At 34.6% G+C, this 18,477-nt stretch carries 17 protein-coding genes; 2 read left to right on the top strand and 15 right to left on the bottom strand.

The annotated features are described in order from the left end of the window. Positions 1-2: 2 nt before the first annotated feature. From essB to ACWCL1_RS06410, 8 genes are all read right to left on the bottom strand, one after another. Entirely contained in the window at positions 3-1,220 is a 1,218-nt protein-coding gene (gene essB, locus ACWCL1_RS06445) for a type VII secretion protein EssB (RefSeq protein ID WP_454546089.1), read from the bottom strand. Beyond that, complete coding sequence (locus ACWCL1_RS06440) at positions 1,201-1,458, bottom strand: EsaB/YukD family protein (protein WP_454546088.1); 258 nt, start codon at positions 1,456-1,458, stop codon at positions 1,201-1,203. The genes essB and ACWCL1_RS06440 overlap by 20 nt, the downstream gene beginning before the upstream one ends. Beyond that, positions 1,418-1,915 (bottom strand): hypothetical protein, encoded by a 498-nt coding sequence (locus ACWCL1_RS06435; RefSeq protein ID WP_454546087.1) that lies wholly within the window; start codon positions 1,913-1,915, stop codon positions 1,418-1,420. The genes ACWCL1_RS06440 and ACWCL1_RS06435 overlap by 41 nt, the downstream gene beginning before the upstream one ends. Then, complete coding sequence (gene esaA / locus ACWCL1_RS06430; RefSeq protein WP_454546086.1) at positions 1,896-5,147, bottom strand: type VII secretion protein EsaA; 3,252 nt, start codon at positions 5,145-5,147, stop codon at positions 1,896-1,898. The genes ACWCL1_RS06435 and esaA overlap by 20 nt, the downstream gene beginning before the upstream one ends. Positions 5,148-5,264: 117 nt before the next feature. Continuing rightward, on the bottom strand, positions 5,265-5,555 hold the full coding sequence (locus tag ACWCL1_RS06425; RefSeq protein WP_454546085.1) for a WXG100 family type VII secretion target: 291 nt from the start codon (positions 5,553-5,555) through the stop codon (positions 5,265-5,267). Between the two features lie 449 nt (positions 5,556-6,004). Beyond that, entirely contained in the window at positions 6,005-6,466 is a 462-nt protein-coding gene (gene tsaE / locus ACWCL1_RS06420; RefSeq protein WP_454546084.1) for a tRNA (adenosine(37)-N6)-threonylcarbamoyltransferase complex ATPase subunit type 1 TsaE, read from the bottom strand. Positions 6,467-6,470: 4 nt separating this feature from the next. Next, positions 6,471-7,463 (bottom strand): phosphate acetyltransferase, encoded by a 993-nt coding sequence (pta, locus tag ACWCL1_RS06415; RefSeq protein ID WP_454546083.1) that lies wholly within the window; start codon positions 7,461-7,463, stop codon positions 6,471-6,473. A gap of 12 nt (positions 7,464-7,475) precedes the next feature. Next, entirely contained in the window at positions 7,476-8,171 is a 696-nt protein-coding gene (locus ACWCL1_RS06410) for a uracil-DNA glycosylase (RefSeq protein ID WP_454546082.1), read from the bottom strand. 156 nt (positions 8,172-8,327) lie between these two features. On the opposite strand from ACWCL1_RS06410, the gene ACWCL1_RS06405 reads away from it, so the two are divergent. Continuing rightward, positions 8,328-9,194, top strand: coding sequence for a Cof-type HAD-IIB family hydrolase (locus ACWCL1_RS06405; RefSeq protein ID WP_454546081.1), 867 nt, complete (start codon positions 8,328-8,330; stop codon positions 9,192-9,194). A 21-nt stretch (positions 9,195-9,215) separates the two neighbouring features. Then, positions 9,216-9,728 (top strand): hypothetical protein, encoded by a 513-nt coding sequence (locus ACWCL1_RS06400; protein ID WP_454546080.1) that lies wholly within the window; start codon positions 9,216-9,218, stop codon positions 9,726-9,728. 113 nt (positions 9,729-9,841) lie between these two features. Here ACWCL1_RS06400 and smpB read toward each other — a convergent pair whose 3' ends face one another. From smpB to ACWCL1_RS06365, 7 genes are all read right to left on the bottom strand, one after another. Next, positions 9,842-10,306, bottom strand: a complete 465-nt coding sequence (gene smpB, locus ACWCL1_RS06395; RefSeq protein WP_454546079.1) for an SsrA-binding protein SmpB — start codon at positions 10,304-10,306, stop codon at positions 9,842-9,844. 19 nt (positions 10,307-10,325) lie between these two features. Further along, positions 10,326-12,677: a ribonuclease R gene (rnr, locus tag ACWCL1_RS06390; RefSeq protein WP_454546078.1), complete on the bottom strand. Its 2,352-nt coding sequence runs from the start codon at positions 12,675-12,677 to the stop codon at positions 10,326-10,328. Between the two features lie 84 nt (positions 12,678-12,761). Continuing rightward, positions 12,762-12,998 carry a preprotein translocase subunit SecG gene (secG, locus tag ACWCL1_RS06385; RefSeq protein ID WP_454546077.1) on the bottom strand — a complete coding sequence of 79 codons (237 nt, stop codon included), beginning with the start codon at positions 12,996-12,998 and terminating at the stop codon, positions 12,762-12,764. Positions 12,999-13,048: 50 nt separating this feature from the next. After that, on the bottom strand, positions 13,049-14,632 hold the full coding sequence (locus ACWCL1_RS06380; RefSeq protein ID WP_454546076.1) for a chloride channel protein: 1,584 nt from the start codon (positions 14,630-14,632) through the stop codon (positions 13,049-13,051). Positions 14,633-14,760: 128 nt separating this feature from the next. Then, the gene (eno, locus tag ACWCL1_RS06375; RefSeq protein WP_454546075.1) at positions 14,761-16,086 is read right to left on the bottom strand and encodes a phosphopyruvate hydratase; all 1,326 of its coding nucleotides are present in this window, start codon (positions 16,084-16,086) and stop codon (positions 14,761-14,763) included. A 102-nt stretch (positions 16,087-16,188) separates the two neighbouring features. Beyond that, positions 16,189-16,944, bottom strand: a complete 756-nt coding sequence (gene tpiA / locus ACWCL1_RS06370) for a triose-phosphate isomerase (RefSeq protein ID WP_454546074.1) — start codon at positions 16,942-16,944, stop codon at positions 16,189-16,191. Positions 16,945-17,007: 63 nt separating this feature from the next. Then, complete coding sequence (locus ACWCL1_RS06365) at positions 17,008-18,216, bottom strand: phosphoglycerate kinase (RefSeq protein WP_454546073.1); 1,209 nt, start codon at positions 18,214-18,216, stop codon at positions 17,008-17,010. Positions 18,217-18,477: the final 261 nt, after the last annotated feature.

Below are 18,477 nucleotides of genomic sequence, written 5' to 3'. Positions count from 1 at the left end.
TTTTATTCACCCGCGCTTGGGGTTGTTGCCGTCGTACTGCTTGAATTTTGTTTACTGTTTAACTTTTTATTGTACTTATCATATTCTTTTTGCAACTTTTCAAGTTGTTGTTCTCGCTTAGTTGCATCTAATTTCTTGTCATTTTTGACACTGTCCATTTTTTCAAGTAATGCATACATGATTAAGTTTGAATCTTGTAATTGCTTAGCTGTTGCGAGTGCATCATCTAAGTCTCCTCGTCCATCCATGATCCAAAAATCAAGATAATTTAAATCTGATTGCAAGGTAATGTTTTTCATAATATTTTTCCGTTGGGTATTATCAAATCCCTTACCTTGAACATAAGAATATGCCAACTCATATTTTTGTGTTTTGCCAAGTTTGCTAATCTTGACATGTTCTAAATCTGTGATGGTTTTATCGTAATTTTGTGCCAAAAAATCACGGTTAGCATTTAAAAATGCCGTATCAGTAGGAACTTTACTAATTAATAAGTATCCCAATGGAATCAAAGTTAAAATCAAGGCAATTCCTAACCATAACGCTAATTGTTTAAAAAGCATGAATTTTTTCCGAGGAACTTTAATTTCTTTACGTTTTTCTTCTGCACTTAACTTAGCATAAGTCGTAGTTAAAAATTGCTCTAAAGTCGCAAAGTCATCAATTGCGAGTAAATCTTGTAAAAACTTACTTTGCTTGCTGATTTCAGGCAACAATCCATTATACAAATCATCAAATGAATATTTTGTAAACAAATAGCCCGCAAGACACTTCAATTGACGTAAAAGTTCTTGGTTACTTGGAGTTGTTCCTGGCATTAAGCCGACAATTCCCCGATAAATCAATTTCGGATTACCATTATAATCTAAGTAGATATTATTAGGATGAACAAAAGTAGTAATCTTACCGTCAGATAAAATTCGTTGCAAAGGTAATAAATTCATTAATAACTTCAACTTCTGACTCGTACTTTGTTCACGTACTTCAGGCGCAAAATATCCAACCGGCAATTCGCTTTTCATCTTAAGAACATCTTCTTGCCAATCTAATTCAACTGGTAAAAACAAATCATTCTTTAATTGGAGCAACATTAAATCATCCAAATCTTGAGTACTAATGTCTGCTCGACTAATCTTTTGAATTAATAATTTTGTTTTTTGGTTATATTCATATTGGTATGCTTGTTTATCAAATTGATAACTAATCCGCTGACTGTTCATTGAGATCCTCCGTAAAATGTAAAATATCGCCCGTTGTAATTTTTAGTTTCTCGAGTGTTTGGTTTTCGCGAATTACCAAGTTTTTTGTAGTGACTAAAACTGTATATGGTCGCTTTGCCAATCCATAAATATCTTGAATTTGGTCAATTAGTTGATCCATGCGAATTTCTGGAGAAACGCTAATATCAACTTGATTTTTATTCGGTAATTCGATCGTGATTTGAATTTCGTTGTTCACGCTTTTCGCTCCTTACCATCCAAAAAGTAATTCCTAAGCCAATTAAAATTCCGATCAAAATGACATATTTGTAACTAAAATGCCACTTCTTTTTAGTTTGCTTTTGCTTAGTATAATCAACTGTTTTTTTGGCTGACTTTACCTTTTTTACAAAAACATCCTTTTGATCATATGACTTTACTTTTTTGCTTTTACTTTGAAAAACGGTTTTCTTACCTTGCTTTTTTAATTCACTGCGTTCTTTGCCAATATCGCCAACTTCATTGGTTTGAAAAAGTTGATTATTATTATTTTTAGTTTGTTGCTTTTTGTCTTGTTGCCCCATTTGATCAAGCGGTAAATCTAAATTTTGATTACTGTAATGATCTCGTTCAACTGTTTCTGCAGTTACTACTCCTGTCAAGAAAACCATTGAAATCAAAGCACTTAAAAGTATTCTAAACCATTGCTTGTTCATTCATTTGTTCCTGCTTTCTATCTGGTAAAAAGAGAATCATCAATCCACTGGCAATGATCACTACTCCCATAACTACTAATCCTAAAATGGCATTGCTTGAACTAAACATTGCAACATTAAGCAACTGTTTACCTACTAATGCAAGTACATTGAGTTTTTGCAAAACTACATTTTTCAAGAATTGAGTTTGATTGAGCATAAAGTTCAAAATTGCAGCTACAATTAGACTTGTTCCGAAAACCTTTCCTTGATGAATGATTACGTAAAACATCAATGTCATACATATACTCAAGAAGATAAAACTTAAGTACCAAAGTAATCGGTTAGCATCAATAATTGGGAACTGTTTAACTGAAATTTTTGCTAATCCCCATCCAGTAACTAAACTACTAATTACTAAGAAAATTAACCGGCGCGCATGCTCATTTAATTTTGTCTTTGCTTTAGAGAAGTACTTGCCACTTTGGAAATATTTCATTGTTTCCACTGCATATGCAATGAACCATGACAAAATTGTTAATACCAATGTCCACAATCCCATATTGTATGATTGAGTATGTTCTGAAATAACTTCATTTGCGTTTTCACCCACTGGATTAGTAATAAAGTTTAATAATTTTTGGTTTGGTACTCCGTTCTTGTATGCAGCATTTAAAACGTTAATAAATGCTTGGGCAAAGTCGCCACTTTTAGCTAATTCATTTTGGAATGCCTTTTGTAAATTCATTGATTTACCATTTAAGCTTTTACCACTATTTTGAACACTTCCAAGTGATTTATTTAATTCACTTAATTGCGTATAAATGCTATCAAATGCTGTATCGTCTTCATTAGCACTTGCATTCGTTTCACTTGCATCATTTCCTAAATCAGATAATGCTGAAGTTAAATCATCACTTGCTGAAGTTGCTGACTCATTTTGAGAATCACTTGGCATTTTTTCAACAGCCTGTTTCAATTGATCTTGAGCCTGTTCCAAACTTTGTAATTGTTGATCAACATTATCCAAAGTATCAGCAGAATTTGAACCAATTTCTTGCAGTTTCTTTTCATACTCTGCTTTTTGTTGTTTCAACTGTTCCTCATTTTCATTCAAAATTGCTAATAAACTTTGATTATCTTTATTATTTTGATCATTTGCTTGGTTAACTAAATCGCTTAATACATCACTTAACTTGCGATTCATTAAATCTTGAATGCCACCTGCTTTAATTAATTTTACGCGTGCATTTGCCATTTGAGCTGCATCTTCATAACGTGCAACCCATTCTCCAGTAATTTTAGCAACTTTAGCATCTCCTGGAATTGCACTTTCAGAAACTCCCGCTAAATCAAATGTAATTGTAAAACTTCGATCTTTATCATTAGAAACCTCTTCTGTTTCAGTTTTAGTATCTGTCTTCGATGAGGTTGCTGCTGGTTGACTTGCAGTTGATTTTTGTTCTGATGAAGACTGTGCTTGTGAAGTTTGTGAATCTTCATTTGTTTTTGAACTTTCTGTTGGTGCTGCCTGAACTGTTTGAGTAACTTGCTGAGTTGTTTGGTTTGTTACCGTGACTTTCTTTGGTTCAGCTTCCTTATGATTATAAGTCACCTTAATTTGAGTATTTTCACCCTTTAAATCACTTGGCTTAAATTGCAATTTCAAATCTAAAGTAGAATTTCCGCCAGTTACTTCATAAGTTTGGTTTGCTACTTGAGTTGCACCGACAACCGTTACATTTTTAGGAACTTCGATTGTAAACTTATCACCTTCAACATTATTTAAATTACTTAACGTAATTTGTTGAGTTTGAACTTCGTCACTTTGACTTCCTTGATCTTTTTCAGCTTCAGCAACTGCTGCTTTAAATTGATCAGCTTCAGTTGAATTACCATCAAAGTTCACTGTTAATCCGTTATTTTCTAAAATGCGATTAGCACTATTAATTTCAGAAATACTTTGTTTAATTTTTTGATAATCCGCATTCGATAATCCCTTTTTCACTTCATCTGGAATAGTGCCATTAAATGATAACTGTGCATAAAGTTCATTCAAATCACTTACATCATTTAACTGTTTCATTATCTTTTGATACAATTCAGGATCATTTTGTTTCAAATATTCACCAAATGTAATTTCACTATTTGAACTTGATTGACTTGATGATGAAGCTGAAGAAAAATCACTTGAAGCACTTGAAGCATTTGAACTATCACCTGGTTTAATTTCATCAGGCTTAATTTGTCCTTCTGTACTTTCTAAGACTTGCTTCAATGCTGCAATCTTCTCTTCATATCCTTTGCTATAAGCTTCAAAGCCATTGATTAATTGTTCAGAAGCATCCTTTGAGTTTCCAACACTTTGACTTAACTGTTGATTGCGTTCTGATAATGTATTTAAAATTTGTGGAATTTCTTCATTAGTAGTTTGTTGGCTAACTTCCATCATTTGTTGAACCAACTTAGCGTTATTTTGATTATTTTGCGCTTGTTCTTGCATCACTTGAGCAAGCGTTGTATTTAAACTTTGATTTTGTTGTGCTTGAGCCAATGCAGTTGCTTGATTAGCCTGCTTAATTCCTTCTTGATATGCTTTTCCTTCACTAATAATTGCATTAGTTCCACTTTGCAAATCTGGGAAACCTTCACTTAATGTTGAAATTGGACTTGCCAATCCATTGCGGTATGCTGCTGCTAGCTGTCCTTGACGTGAGTAAATTCCTGCAACTTGATTTTGTGCATCAAATAAATTACTCATAATTCCAAGATTATAAATAGAAACTAACTTTTGATTTAATCCGCGAATAATATCTTGGGCTTCATCTTTACACCGTGATTTCATCGCTTGACTCTTAGCATTGATTTTATATTGAATGTTTAATTTTTTCGGATCGGGATTATTTACATCCACAATTTTAGCTGAAAAATTGGTGGGAATGTAAACAACTAATTGATATGTATTATTCTTAAGGCCACTTTCAGCTACCCCGCGAGGTACTACGACCATTGAGACATCCTTTGGAACATTTAAACCATTCAAATAATCCTTAGCAAGCAAATAATGCTTATTTCGATATGTAGCCCCATTATCTTCATTAACGATCGCCATATTTAAAGGGGCTGTGTGTTTAGATTTTGTTGCCTTTTGCTTGAAATTTTGACTTCCAAAAAGTATAAGAACTAGCAGTAAGACAATACTTACCACCAAAATTATAACATTGCGCACATTGTGTTTTCTCGGTGCACTCATAAATTTCCCTCCTTAATAATAAATACCCCGCACAATCTACTACTTTCCTTTTAACAACTATAAGTTGTAATAAATCATCAGCCTTTGACAACTGATGATCTTGATAACTAACCAATATTAGTTAAATTGTGAAGCAATTTGACTATCTGTGTCTTCCATTGCTTGAGCTGATTGATTAAGTTTTTGATTGATTTCATCAAGCAATTGTGAAAATTGTTGAATTTTTGGACGAAGTTGGTTGAATTCATCGTTGAAACGATCAAAACCTGAACCTTGCCAATCAGCTTCGATTTGGCTTTGCAAACTTGTTAATTGATTTAATAAATCATTGATTGTTTGTGAGCCGTTTGAGTATTGTTGCGCATATTGACGCATTTGATCCGGTGTCATCTTAATTAATCCTGCCATGATCAATTCCTCCTTTAATAAAAATAAAATAATTAAATTTTGAAATTACTTTCACCCCGAGTAATTTCAGAAGCATAGTACCACTTTTTCATTAAATCGTCAAAGTTGACAAATATAGTTTTTGTGATAAATATTTATATTTTTAGATACCATATTAAAATTTTGACTTTATTTCGATTTTCAAAATATTTATTAAATTAATGTTTTTATATGTATAAACATTGATATTACTATAAAAATAGTACTTCAAGTTAGATATTAGAAAATAAAAATTAACCATTTCAAACTAATTAATTTTGGATAGTTTACAAATATTAAATTTTTATTAAGATGAAAAAGTTGCACTTTTTTCAATTATTTGACAAAAAAATGAATAAAGTTGGAAGATTAGTTTCTTAGTAAAATCAAAAAGATCATAACAAATGTTATGATCTTTTTAAGAATATTATTTATTTTTTAAGAGCACTCACTAAATCTTCATATCGTTTTCCATGGGGTTCAAAGATTAAGTAACGCACATCATCATGATACTCATCTTTTTTTATGTGAATCACTAAATTCTCTGCTGGTAATTCACTATTAACAAATTGAGACCATTCTACAACTGACACTCCATCACCTTCGAAGTATTCCTCTAATCCCATGTCCATCCCACCAGTTTCTTCTAAACGATACACATCCATGTGATAAAGTGGAAGGCATCCTTCTTGATATTCGCGAATAATTGTAAATGTAGGACTTTTAATGTTGCGTTTAATTCCTAAACCTTCAGCTAATCCTTTAGTAAAAGTCGTTTTACCAGCTCCAAGATCTCCATCTAAAAGCAAGACATCGCCTGCTTGAAGGAACTTGGCAAGACGTTGAGCAAGTGCTTGGGTTTCATTTGCCGAATTAACTTTAACTTCTAGCATTGAATTACTCCATTGTGGTTTGTGCTGCAGTGATGATTCCTACTTGGTATACATCATCTTCAGACGCTCCCCGTGATAAATCTGAAACAGGTTGATTTAATCCTTGTAAAATTGGTCCAATGGCTGTAAAGTTACCCAATCGTTGCGCAATCTTATAACCAATATTTCCGGCTTCTAAATCAGGGAAAACAAATACATTGGCGTGGCCCGCAACTTTTGAACCTGGTGCTTTACTTTCACCAACACTTGGAACAAAGGCTGCGTCAAATTGAAGTTCACCATCAATCATTTCATTTGGAGCCAATTTTTGCGCAATTTGAGTTGCTTCCATTACTTTAGCTACTTCGGAAGATTGTGCTGAACCCTTAGTTGAAAAACTTAACATTGCAACTTTAGGATCGATGTCAAATAAACGTGCAGTCTTAATGCTTTCAACTGCAATTTCAGCTAAATCTTGTGCTGAAGGATCAATGTTAATTGCACAGTCTGCGAACACATAAGTTTCTTTACCATCATTTCGTGTCATAATAAATGAACCACTTGTCTTAGAAACGCCTGGTTTGGTTTTAATAATTTGTAATGCTGGACGCACAGTATCACCAGTTGGATTACTTGCACCTGAAACCATGCAATCCGCTTTTTTCATGTATACAAGCATGGTGCCAAAATAGTTATTTACGTTACGTAACCATTCACGACCTTGTTCTGCTGTATTCTTACCATTCCGGCGATCAAGAAATGCTTGTAACATTTCATTGAATTGTTCTTCTGGGTAAGTTTTAGGATCAATGATTTCAATATTTTCAGGTAAATTCATTTGATTTGCATTTAAGATTGATTCAACTTGTTCCTTAGTTCCTAAAATAATTGGATCAGATAAATCATCTTGTGCAAGCCGGACTGCAGCCTTTATAATTCTTTCATCATTACCTTCTGGAAAAACGATTTTAATCTTTTTCCCTTTGATTTTTGCCTTTAAGTTTTCAATTAAATCCATAAATTAGTCCTCCTAGTCTTTAGATGCATCTACATGTTCCGGTAATTGCCAGTCAATTGGCTTTTCTCCCATTGCTCTAAGTGCCGCATTCGCTTTTGAAAATGGTTTTGACCCAAAAAATCCTCGATTGGCTGACAATGGACTGGGATGTGCAGACTTAATTACAATATTTTTAGAAGTATCAATATACTTTTCCTTAGCCTGAGCAGCTTTGCCCCATAAAATAAACACTACTGGTTTGGGACGCTCTGATAATTTTTGGATCGCAACATCAGTTAATTGCTCCCATCCTTTATTTCGATGAGAAAAAGCTTGACCATCACGAACCGTTAATACAGAGTTTAACAACAATACTCCTTGCTTTGCCCATTTTTTCAAATAGCCATGATGAACAGGTTTAATTCCTAAATCATTGTACAGTTCCTTATAAATATTTTGTAATGATGGCGGAACTGGAACGCCAGGTAAAACCGAAAAACTCAAACCATGAGCTTGATTTGGTTCATGATATGGATCTTGACCCAAAATCACAACTTTAACCTTTGAAAATGGTGTCCATTCAAATGCTTGAAAAATATGGTACATATCAGGATGAATCAAATGATGTTGATATTCATTTTTTAAAAACTGACGTAATTTTGCATAGTATGGTTTCTCAAATTCAGATTCCAATACTTGTTGCCAGTCATTGTGAATTAACGTTTTCATCTTTTTCACCTCATTTATCATTTTTCATTCTACCATAAATCATAATCTAATAGGAAATGTTAATTGATCCTATTCTTTTTCTCGTTAAATGTCTTTGTCACCCTTACTTGTCCGTGATAAAATATGGATAAATAAGCAAAAGTGAGGTTTGTTTTCATGATTCAATTAATTGCATCTGATATGGATGGAACATTATTAAATGGCGAAATGACGATTTCAAAGTTCAACGCTGATGCCATCAAAAAAGCTCAACAACAAGGAGTTCACTTCATTGTTTCTTCTGGACGGTCATATCCAGAAGTAAAACCACTACTTGATAAATTTAATATCAAATGTCCAATGATCACCATTAATGGTGCTTTGATTTTAGATCAAGATGGTCATACGATCGATTCCACCCCAATTCCAACGGATGTTGCTAGTCAAATTATGGCAACATTTAAAAAAGCAGGATTATACTTTGAAGTTGTTACTAAAAAAGGGGTAGTATCTGATGATAAATCCAAACGAATTGAAAACTTTGCTGAATTATTATCTTCAATTCAGCCAGATACCCCATTTAAATTAGCCGTAAGTTTAGCTTCCGCACGAATGGAGTTAGTTAACATTCACTATGTTAAAAATTACCGCGAAATTTTAGAAGATGTTCATAATCCAATCTATAAAATTGTCGCTTTTAGTTCAAAAGGACAAACCGCATTAGCTCCTTTTAAAGATAAATTTAATGCCAATCCAGAATTAGTCGTCACTTCTTCTGGTGAACGTAATATTGAAATTAATCATATCAATGCTCAAAAAGGGATTGCTCTTCAACGCTATGCTGATATGCTTAACATTCCAATGGATAATGTGATGGCAATTGGTGATAATAATAACGATGTTTCCATGCTTAAAGTTGCTGGTATAAGTTATGCAATGCAAAATGGAACTGATGAAGTTAAGCAAATTGCTAATCATTTAGCTGATTCAAATGTCAATAATGGTGTTGGTAAAGCAATTCTTGAACAACTTGCACAAAAATAATATTTGAAACAGGTGATTGATATGCGTGCATTGTATATTAATATAGAAACTTTAATCGCTAATAGCACGCTGACAGTTAGAAATAATGATCATCAAGTTGTATATTTAGTCACTGGTCACTGGGGAAATTCTTATGGCCGATTTGTTGTCAATTCCGTATATGGTGATGAGCTTGCACGCATTAACCAGTTAAAATTTGGAATGTTTCCTAAATTTGAATTAATTCAAGCTCACCAAAGAATTTGTACCTTTATCCGACCACTTAACATCACTAATGAAATTTTTTATTTACCAAAATTGAACTGGATTGTTCGGGGAAATTTAAAACACATGACATATAAAATCGCAACGATTAATCATCAAATCATGCGTACTCAAGTGTTAAAGGAAGTCCCCCAACGTTTAGCCATTAATATCGATCAAGTCGAGCATGAACCTTTATGTTTATGCATTTTAGCAATTTTAAATTACTGGGCACAAACTCGCTTTTTAGATCCAAGTACACCACTTGATAAAAATCCCATTTGTACCTAAAACAAGAAGTTGTGACAAAACACTAGAAACGGGTATGCCCGTTTGTTTTGGAGCACGATTATATGGATATAGAAATAGAGGCTGGACTTACGTCACAGCCTCTTTTACTTTTATTAACCATAATTTTTTAACGTTCTGCGAATTTCGCGTTCTTGATCGCGCCGTTTAATCGTTTCCCGCTTATCATATTCATGTTTACCTTTAGCTATTCCAAGTAAAACTTTTGCAAAGCCATTTTTTAGGTAAACTTTTAAAGGAACAATGGTAATTCCTTGTTGACTTGTTTTACCTGTAAGTTCATTAATTTGTTTTTTATGAAGAAGCAGTTTTCGTGGTCGCAACGGATCATGGTTAAACCGGTTACCTTGATCATATTCTGAAATATGCACATTCATTAACCAAGCTTCACCATTGTGAATTTGAGCGTAACCATCTTTCAAATTAATACGACTAGCCCGGACAGATTTAATCTCTGTTCCTGTTAAAACTAACCCTGCTTCAATCGTTTCTAAAATATTATAGTCATGCCGTGCTTTTTTATTTTGTGCAAGCACATTATCTTTCGCTTGTTTTTTCATAATGATCGCCTCTTACCTTTTAGTGGTGAAAACGATTTTGATTATTTCGTTTACGATTACTATCATGACGTCGTGAATTTCCTTTACCACCTTTACGATCAAAGTTGCGTTTATGATGATCACGTTTATTGCGATCATTTTTCCGGTTAAAATTCTTCTTGAATTCTGGTAATTCAACGCCTTCAAGTAAATCAGTTTTAGGAGCATCTTTTGGATTCAATAATTTGAAGTTGACCTCATGCAACTCAACATTTACATCCATTAACTTAACTCGTACGGGTTGTCCAATTCTAAAAGTCCGTTTGTAACGTCGTCCTACTAATGCCATTTGCTTTTCAACAAAGACATAGAAATCATCTTTCATTTCACTAATATGAATTAATCCTTCAACTGTGTTTGGTAATGAAATGAACATTCCAAATTTAGTTACTGAACTTACAACCGCATCAAATTCTTCTCCAACATGATCAGCCATATATTCAGCTTTCTTCAAATCATCCGTTTCCCGTTCAGCATCAATTGCCCGTCGTTCCATTTCAGAACTATGCTTAGTAACTTCAGGAAGTTTTTCTTTATATTTTTCCTGTGCTTCTGGACTAGTTCCATTTTCAGCATAGTAACGAATTAACCGGTGAACCGTTAAGTCTGGATAACGCCGAATTGGTGAAGTAAAGTGCGTATAATCTCGAGCCGCTAATCCGAAGTGTCCAATTGGATTAACATCATACTTAGCTTGTTGCATTGATCGTAAAAGCATTGTTGAAACCATGGCTTCTTCTGGTTTACCTGCAACTTTTTTCAAGATATTTTGTAACATCTTAGGTTTAATATCACCCTTTTGACCCGTCACTTCAATTCCTAAAGCAGAAAGTGTTTCTAAGAATACTGTAATTTTTTCTTCTTTAGGTTGTTCATGAATCCGATAAACAAATGGAACTTTTAAATTATTATAGTGAGCTGCGACTGTTTCATTTGCGGCTAACATAAATGATTCAATCATGCGTTCACTTGTTCCCCGTTGCCGCAATTGAATGTCAATTGGATGACCGTCATCATCTAAGATGATTTTTGCTTCATCATCTTCAAACTCAATTTCGCCCCGTCGCTTCCGCATTTTAAGTAAAATTTTATGTAATTGTGCCATATCTTCAAACATTGGAACCAATTCTTGATAACGTTCCATAGTTTGTTCATCATGTGATTCTAAAATTTTATTAACAGCAACGTAGGTCATTCGTTCTGTTGACTTAATCACACTTGGGAAAATCTTGTGGGCAACTACATTTCCATTTGGATCAATTTCCATTTCACAAGTCATTGCTAAGCGTTCCACATGTGGATTTAGTGAACAAATCCCATTTGATAATTTATGTGGTAACATTGGAATTACTCGATCCGTCAAATATACTGAAGTGCCCCGTTCAAATGCTTCTTTATCTAATGGACTTCCTGGAGTAACATAATGTGAAACATCAGCAATGTGTACACCTAAATGAAAATTCCCATTTGGTAATTGCCAAACATTAACTGCATCATCTAAGTCTTTTGATTCAATACTATCAATGGTAACTAATTTTTGATCAGTTAAATCTACTCGACCAGCTTTTTCTTCATCAGTTACATAATCTGGAATATGACTAATTTCTTCCATGACTTCTTCTGGAAATTCAGTTGGAATATCATGTTTATACACAACTTGTAAAATATCTACACCTGGATCATTTACATTCCCAATTACCTTAACTGGAACTACTTTTAAAATTCCAGGCAATGAAGCACTTGGATAAGCTGTAATATCAGCTAAAACAACTTCTCCTGGAACTGGATGTAAACCTTTGTCTTCAACAAAGACTTGTAAGTTACTCATTTTTTTATCTGTTAAATGAATTGTTCCAATAATACCAGTAGGTAAGTTTTGTTCATCATCACCCTTAAACTCTCCAACTACTTGAGTTAAAGCATGTCCTTTAATCGCAACAACTTTACCTTCTGGGCGAATTTCTTTTGCTGGATCCCCAGGAGTCACCATTTCAATTTCAACTTCATCCCCATTTAATGCTGACATCGTATTAAGGGGATTGATGAAAAAGTCAGGTTCTTCTGGATCAACCGTTACAAAACCAAACCCACGGTCATTTGCATGGAAAACTCCATCAAAATGTGGCATTGGTTTCTTTAAAAAGAAACGATCATCCTCATCAAAACCTAACTGATCATCATGTTCCATTTGGGTGAGTGCTTGTACTACAAATTTAAACTGAGCACCTTTATTCATATCAAGGTATTCAGCTAATTCTTGAACTGTAAAGTGTTTATCAGGTTCTTCGTTAAATTTTTTAAATAGTGCATTAATAATTTCTTGTTTTTCCATTCGTTTCCTCATCTATCTTCACGTAAATATTATTTTTCATAAAAAAAGACCGCGACAACTACGTCACAGCCTTTCTTTTTGGGGCTACTTTGATGAAATATAAACCAAAGCTAAAGCAATCGCAAAGAATAAGATTCCTAAAACTACAGTTACCTTTTGCATAAAGGCTTCAAATCCTCTTGGCTTTTGCTTACTGAAAAGATCAGCTGCACCGCCAGAAAGAGCTGATGACGCATTATCAGTCTTCGCAGGTTGCATCATAACTGAAATAATAATTAAAATTGATACAATTACAAGTAACGTTAAGAGCGTATTATACAATTCACTTATCCTCCTCACTCTTCCGCTATATAAAACCACTTTATATTTTATCATTCATTATCTGATTTTTCCAGTTGTTTCTTTTTTTCAACTTCTTTTGCAATTTCTTCAATTCGATGACGAATCCATGCACGATTTTCATGTGAAGTTAAAATTACTAACGTATCACCACTTCGAATCACCGTATCACCATGCGGAATTAGTTCACGTTCACCTCGGCGAATTGCGATTAAAAGACATTCTTTAGGCCACTTAAAATCACGTACTTGAGTATCTTGCAAAAATGACCCTGCAAAAACAGGCACTTCGATGCGATCTTGAAAAGTAGATGTTTGTGCTTGTTCTTCTGGTTCAGGTAAAAGTGCATCCAGCATCGCTTCATAAATTGGGCGTCCACGCATAATATCAACAACTGTATATGAAATCAAAGAAACAAGCGCCAGTGGCATTAAATGACTTAATGATCCCACCATTTCAGTAATCAATAGAATTGCAGTAAATGGAGCCTTTCCAATACATGCAAAATATCCAGCCATTGCATAAATTACACAATTAATGATTAAACATTTTGGCATTAAACCCAAATCAGCACAAATTTTCCCAAAAAGTGCACCAAAAATTGCACCTAATGTCAAAATAGGAAGAAAAATTCCTCCAGGCAATCCTGATCCATATGAAATCGTTGAAAAAACTAAACGCACAACAAATAGCAAAATTAAAAGCCACGTACTTGACCAAAAATTACTAATTCCTAAAACAACACTATTACCGCCACCTAAAACTTGAGGCCAAAATAAACCTAAGGGAATTACTAATAAAAGTGGAATAATTGAATCTAAGTTTCGGGACAAACATTTAATTTTGGCATATACTTTATCAATATTTAACGTCATATATGAATATAATTTCCCTAAGAATCCTAAAAAGACCCCTAAGAAAATCAAAAGAAAATAATATTTAATTGGAAAAGATTCAAAATAATGCAAATGTAATACTGGAGTTAATCCAAAAAAGTTCATTGAAATAAAATCAGATGCAATCGCTGAACTTAATGCGGTTGTCCAAATTAATGGCGAAAAGTTATGGTAAACTTCTTCTAAAACAAACAATGATGAAGCAATTGGGGCATTAAAGGCAGCAGATAATCCGGCGGCTGCTCCACCGGCAATCAATACTCGTTTTCCAGCCCCTCGATGATGCGTTTTTTCAGCAATGCCTTGACCAACGGCTGCTCCTAATTGAATCGAAGGTCCTTCTCTTCCTAAAAACAATCCCGAGGCAATTGACAAAACGCCGCCAATCCATTTGCGCCAAAGCACACTCCACCAATTCATTTCCATTTCACCTGCAAGTTGGCCTTCAACTTGAGGAATTCCTGACCCCATAATATTAGGATCTTTTTTAATTAATCGTGAATTAATCAAAGCAATTAATAGCATTAATAAAAGCCATGGAAATAAATATATGGGATGACTACGCATAAAATGGTAAGCCGTTAACACGTAGTGCAATGCAAATTCAATTATAAATCGAAATAAACTGACTACAAATCCAACAATAATGCCAACGATAAACCCCTTGGCAATAAATTTGAAGCGCGTTAAATCTAAAAATTCATCTTTTTTTTTTAACACAATTCTTCCTCTTCACATATTAACATTATTTAAAAAATTATAGCATTTTTTTAAAACCAAAAAAAGAGGTGCAATTAAAATTGCAACCTCTTTTGTGAACAAACCAAATGGTTATTCACTTATCAACATTACTTGTTGATGATATCTTGACGAGCTTGTTCGCTTAAGTTGTAGAATGAATTGATACCCTTATATTCTGCAACGTTGCTTGTCAATTGATCTTCGATACGCATTAATTGGTTGTACTTAGCGATCCGGTCTGTACGGCTCATTGAACCTGTCTTAATTTGACCAGCGTTTGTAGCAACAACTAAGTCAGCAATTGTTGTATCTTCTGTTTCACCTGAACGGTGTGATACGATGGCTGTGTAACCAGCTTCTTTAGCCATTTCGATAGCTTCCATTGTTTCTGTCAATGTACCGATTTGGTTAACCTTGATTAAGATTGAGTTAGCTGCACCCATCTTGATACCTTTACGTAAGTATTCTGTATTTGTTACGAAGAAGTCATCACCAACTAATTGAACTTTCTTACCAAGTTCGCTTGTGATTGCTACCCAGTCGTCCCAGTTGTTTTCATCAATTGGGTCTTCGATTGAAATGATTGGATATTTTTCAACTAAGCTTTCGATGTACTTGATAAATTCAGCAGTTGTGAATTCTTCACCTGTTGACCAACGTAACTTGTACTTCTTGTCTTCGTTGTTCCAAAGTTCTGAAGCAGCAACGTCCATTGCGATTGCAATGTCTTTACCTGGCTTGTAACCTGCATCTTCGATAGCACGTACAAGGTATTGTAATGGTTCTTCGTTGTTTGCAAAGTCAGGAGCAAAACCACCTTCGTCACCTACAGCAGTTGTCTTGCCAGCTTCTTTTAAGATTGCTTGCAAGTGATGGAATGTTTCTGAACCCATGCGAACAGCTTCCTTCATTGATTTTGCACCAACTGGCATAATCATGAATTCTTGGAAGTCAACCTTGTTTGCTGAGTGAGCACCACCATTGATAACGTTCATCATTGGTGTTGGCATAACGTGAGCGTTGAAACCACCGATGTAGTTGTACAAAGGAATTTCTAATTCATCTGCAGCAGCATGTGCAACAGCGATTGAAACAGCTAAAATAGCGTTAGCACCTAATTTACCTTTGTTTGGTGTACCATCTAAAGCGATCATTGCTTTATCGATAGCAACTTGATCTGTAACTTCGTAACCAATGATTTCTTTTGCAATAACATCGTTTACGTTAGCAACAGCTTTTGTAACACCTTTACCCATGTAACGTGATTTGTCACCGTCACGTAATTCAACAGCTTCGTGTTCACCTGTTGAAGCACCTGAAGGAACGATTCCACGACCAAAAGCACCTGCTTCTGTGTAAACTTCAGCTTCAACTGTTGGGTTACCACGTGAGTCTAAGACTTCGCGAGCATAAATTTCTGTAATAGCAGACATATTTTCTACTCTCCTTTAACTTTGATAAACAATTTAGAAATTGTCCTCAGATTCTATTTTAATTGTTTTAAGCTTAACTTTCAACGTAAATTGTTTGAAAAATTAGTCTTTGTAGTGTGCTAATTGTAAGAATGAGTCTGGTTGTAATGAAGCACCACCGATTAAACCACCATCGATGTCTTCTTTTGACATAATTTCTTTTACATTAGCAGGTTTTACTGAACCACCATATTGAATCCGAACTTTTTCAGCTACTGATTCATCATATAAATCAGCAATTGTGTTACGGATTGCACGGCACATTTCTTCTGCTTGGTCAGCAGTAGCTGTTTTACCTGTACCGATTGCCCAGATTGGTTCGTAAGCAATTACTAAATTAGCAACTTGATCAGCTGTTAAACCTTCAACATCAGCTTTGATTTGACCTTCAACAAATTCTTCTGCTTTACCAGCTTCACGTGTTTCTAATGTTTCACCACAGCAAAGAATTGGTGTCATTCCATTAGCAAAAATTGCTTTAGCTTTCTTGTTAATGTCTTCATCTGTTTCATGGAAGTATTCACGACGTTCTGAGTGACCAATAATTACATAGTCAACGCCCATTTGTTTTAATACCATTGGTGATGTTTCACCTGTGTATGCACCTTCATTTTCGAAGTAGCAGTTTTCAGCACCAACACGTAATTCTGAACCTTTAGCACTTTCAATTAATGCTGGTAAATCAACTGCTGGAGCACAGATTAATGTTTCAACATCTGTACTTTGTGGTAATTGTGCTTTCACAGCATTTACAAATTCAGCTGTTTCTTCTGGATTTTTGTTTAACTTCCAGTTTCCTGCGATAATTGGAGTACGCATATTTTTCATCCTTTCATTATAAAAGAGGTTGTGAACAAACCCAACCTCTTGTGTATCATTTAATTATTTGTCAGATACAGCGGCAATACCAGGTAATGTCTTACCTTCAAGATATTCAAGTGATGCGCCACCACCAGTTGAGATGTGTGTTAACTTGTCAGCTACACCTAATTTCTTAACAGCAGCTGTTGAGTCACCACCACCAACGATTGTTGTAGCGTCTGTCAATGTACCTAAGAACTTACCAATTGCTAATGTACCTTTAGCAAAGTTAGGCATTTCGAATACACCCATAGGTCCATTCCATACAACTGTCTTAGCATCTTTCAAGACACTTTCGAATAATTCAATTGATTTAGGACCGATATCTAATGCCATCCAGCCATCAGGAATGTCACCTTCAACAACTTTTGTTGGAGCATCGTTATCGAATTTTTCAGCACAAACGTTGTCGATTGGAAGTACTAACTTGTCGCCAGCTTTTTCCATGATTTCCTTAGCTAATTCGATTTTATCTTTTTCTACTAATGAATTACCAATCTTAATGCCCTTAGCAGCATAGAATGTGTATGCCATCCCACCACCAACAATGATCTTGTCGGCTTTGTCTAATAAGTGGTTGATAACACCAATCTTATCTGATACTTTAGCACCACCTAAGATTGCAACAAATGGATGTTTTGGATTGTCAACTGCGTTACCTAAGAACTTAATTTCTTTTTCTAATAAGAAACCAGCAGCGGCTTTCTTACCTTCTTTTTCCATATTTGATGCAATTCCAACATTTGATGCGTGTGAACGGTGAGCTGTACCAAATGCATCGTTTACGAAAACGTCACCTAATGAAGCCCAATACTTGCCTAATTCAGGATCATTACCTGATTCTTTCTTGCCGTCCAAATCTTCAAAACGTGTATTTTCAACAAGTAATACATCGCCGTCTTTCATATTGTTGATAGCTTCTTCCAATTGAGGACCACGTGTTACAGGAACGAATGTAACAGGCTTGTTCAATAATTCTGCTAAATGCTTAGCAACTGGTTTTAATGTCAAAGCCTTCTTGTCTTCTTCTGTTTTTACACGGCCAAGGTGTGAGAATAAAATTGCCTTTCCGCCGTTATCGATGATGTAGTTGATTGTTGGCAAAGCAGCAGTCATCCGGTTATCATCTGTAATTTCGCCGTCCTTCAAAGGAACGTTAAAATCTACACGAACTAAAACTTTTTTACCTTTAAGGTCATCTTTTAAATCAGAAACCATAAGTTTAGCCATATGTAAAACCCTCCATAAATAATAGTTTTGGTAGTGGAGATCAGCATTTGAAGCTAATTTCACTATAATAAAAGGCGAGCAGAGGCTAAGCCCTCTTCTCGCCTCTAAAAAATCTTTTTTAGATTTTAAATTCGTAAATTAAAACTTACTAACAAGCTTTATCTTAAAGCATGCTTGCAAATTTTTCTAATGTACGGATCATTTGAGCTGTAAAGCCTGATTCATTGTCATACCATGAAGCAACTTTAACAACTTGACCGT

It is taken from the genome of Ligilactobacillus sp. LYQ135 (genome assembly GCF_053711055.1).
Note: the sequence above shows the minus strand (reverse complement) of the source record. Positions and strands in the feature narration are given on the sequence as shown.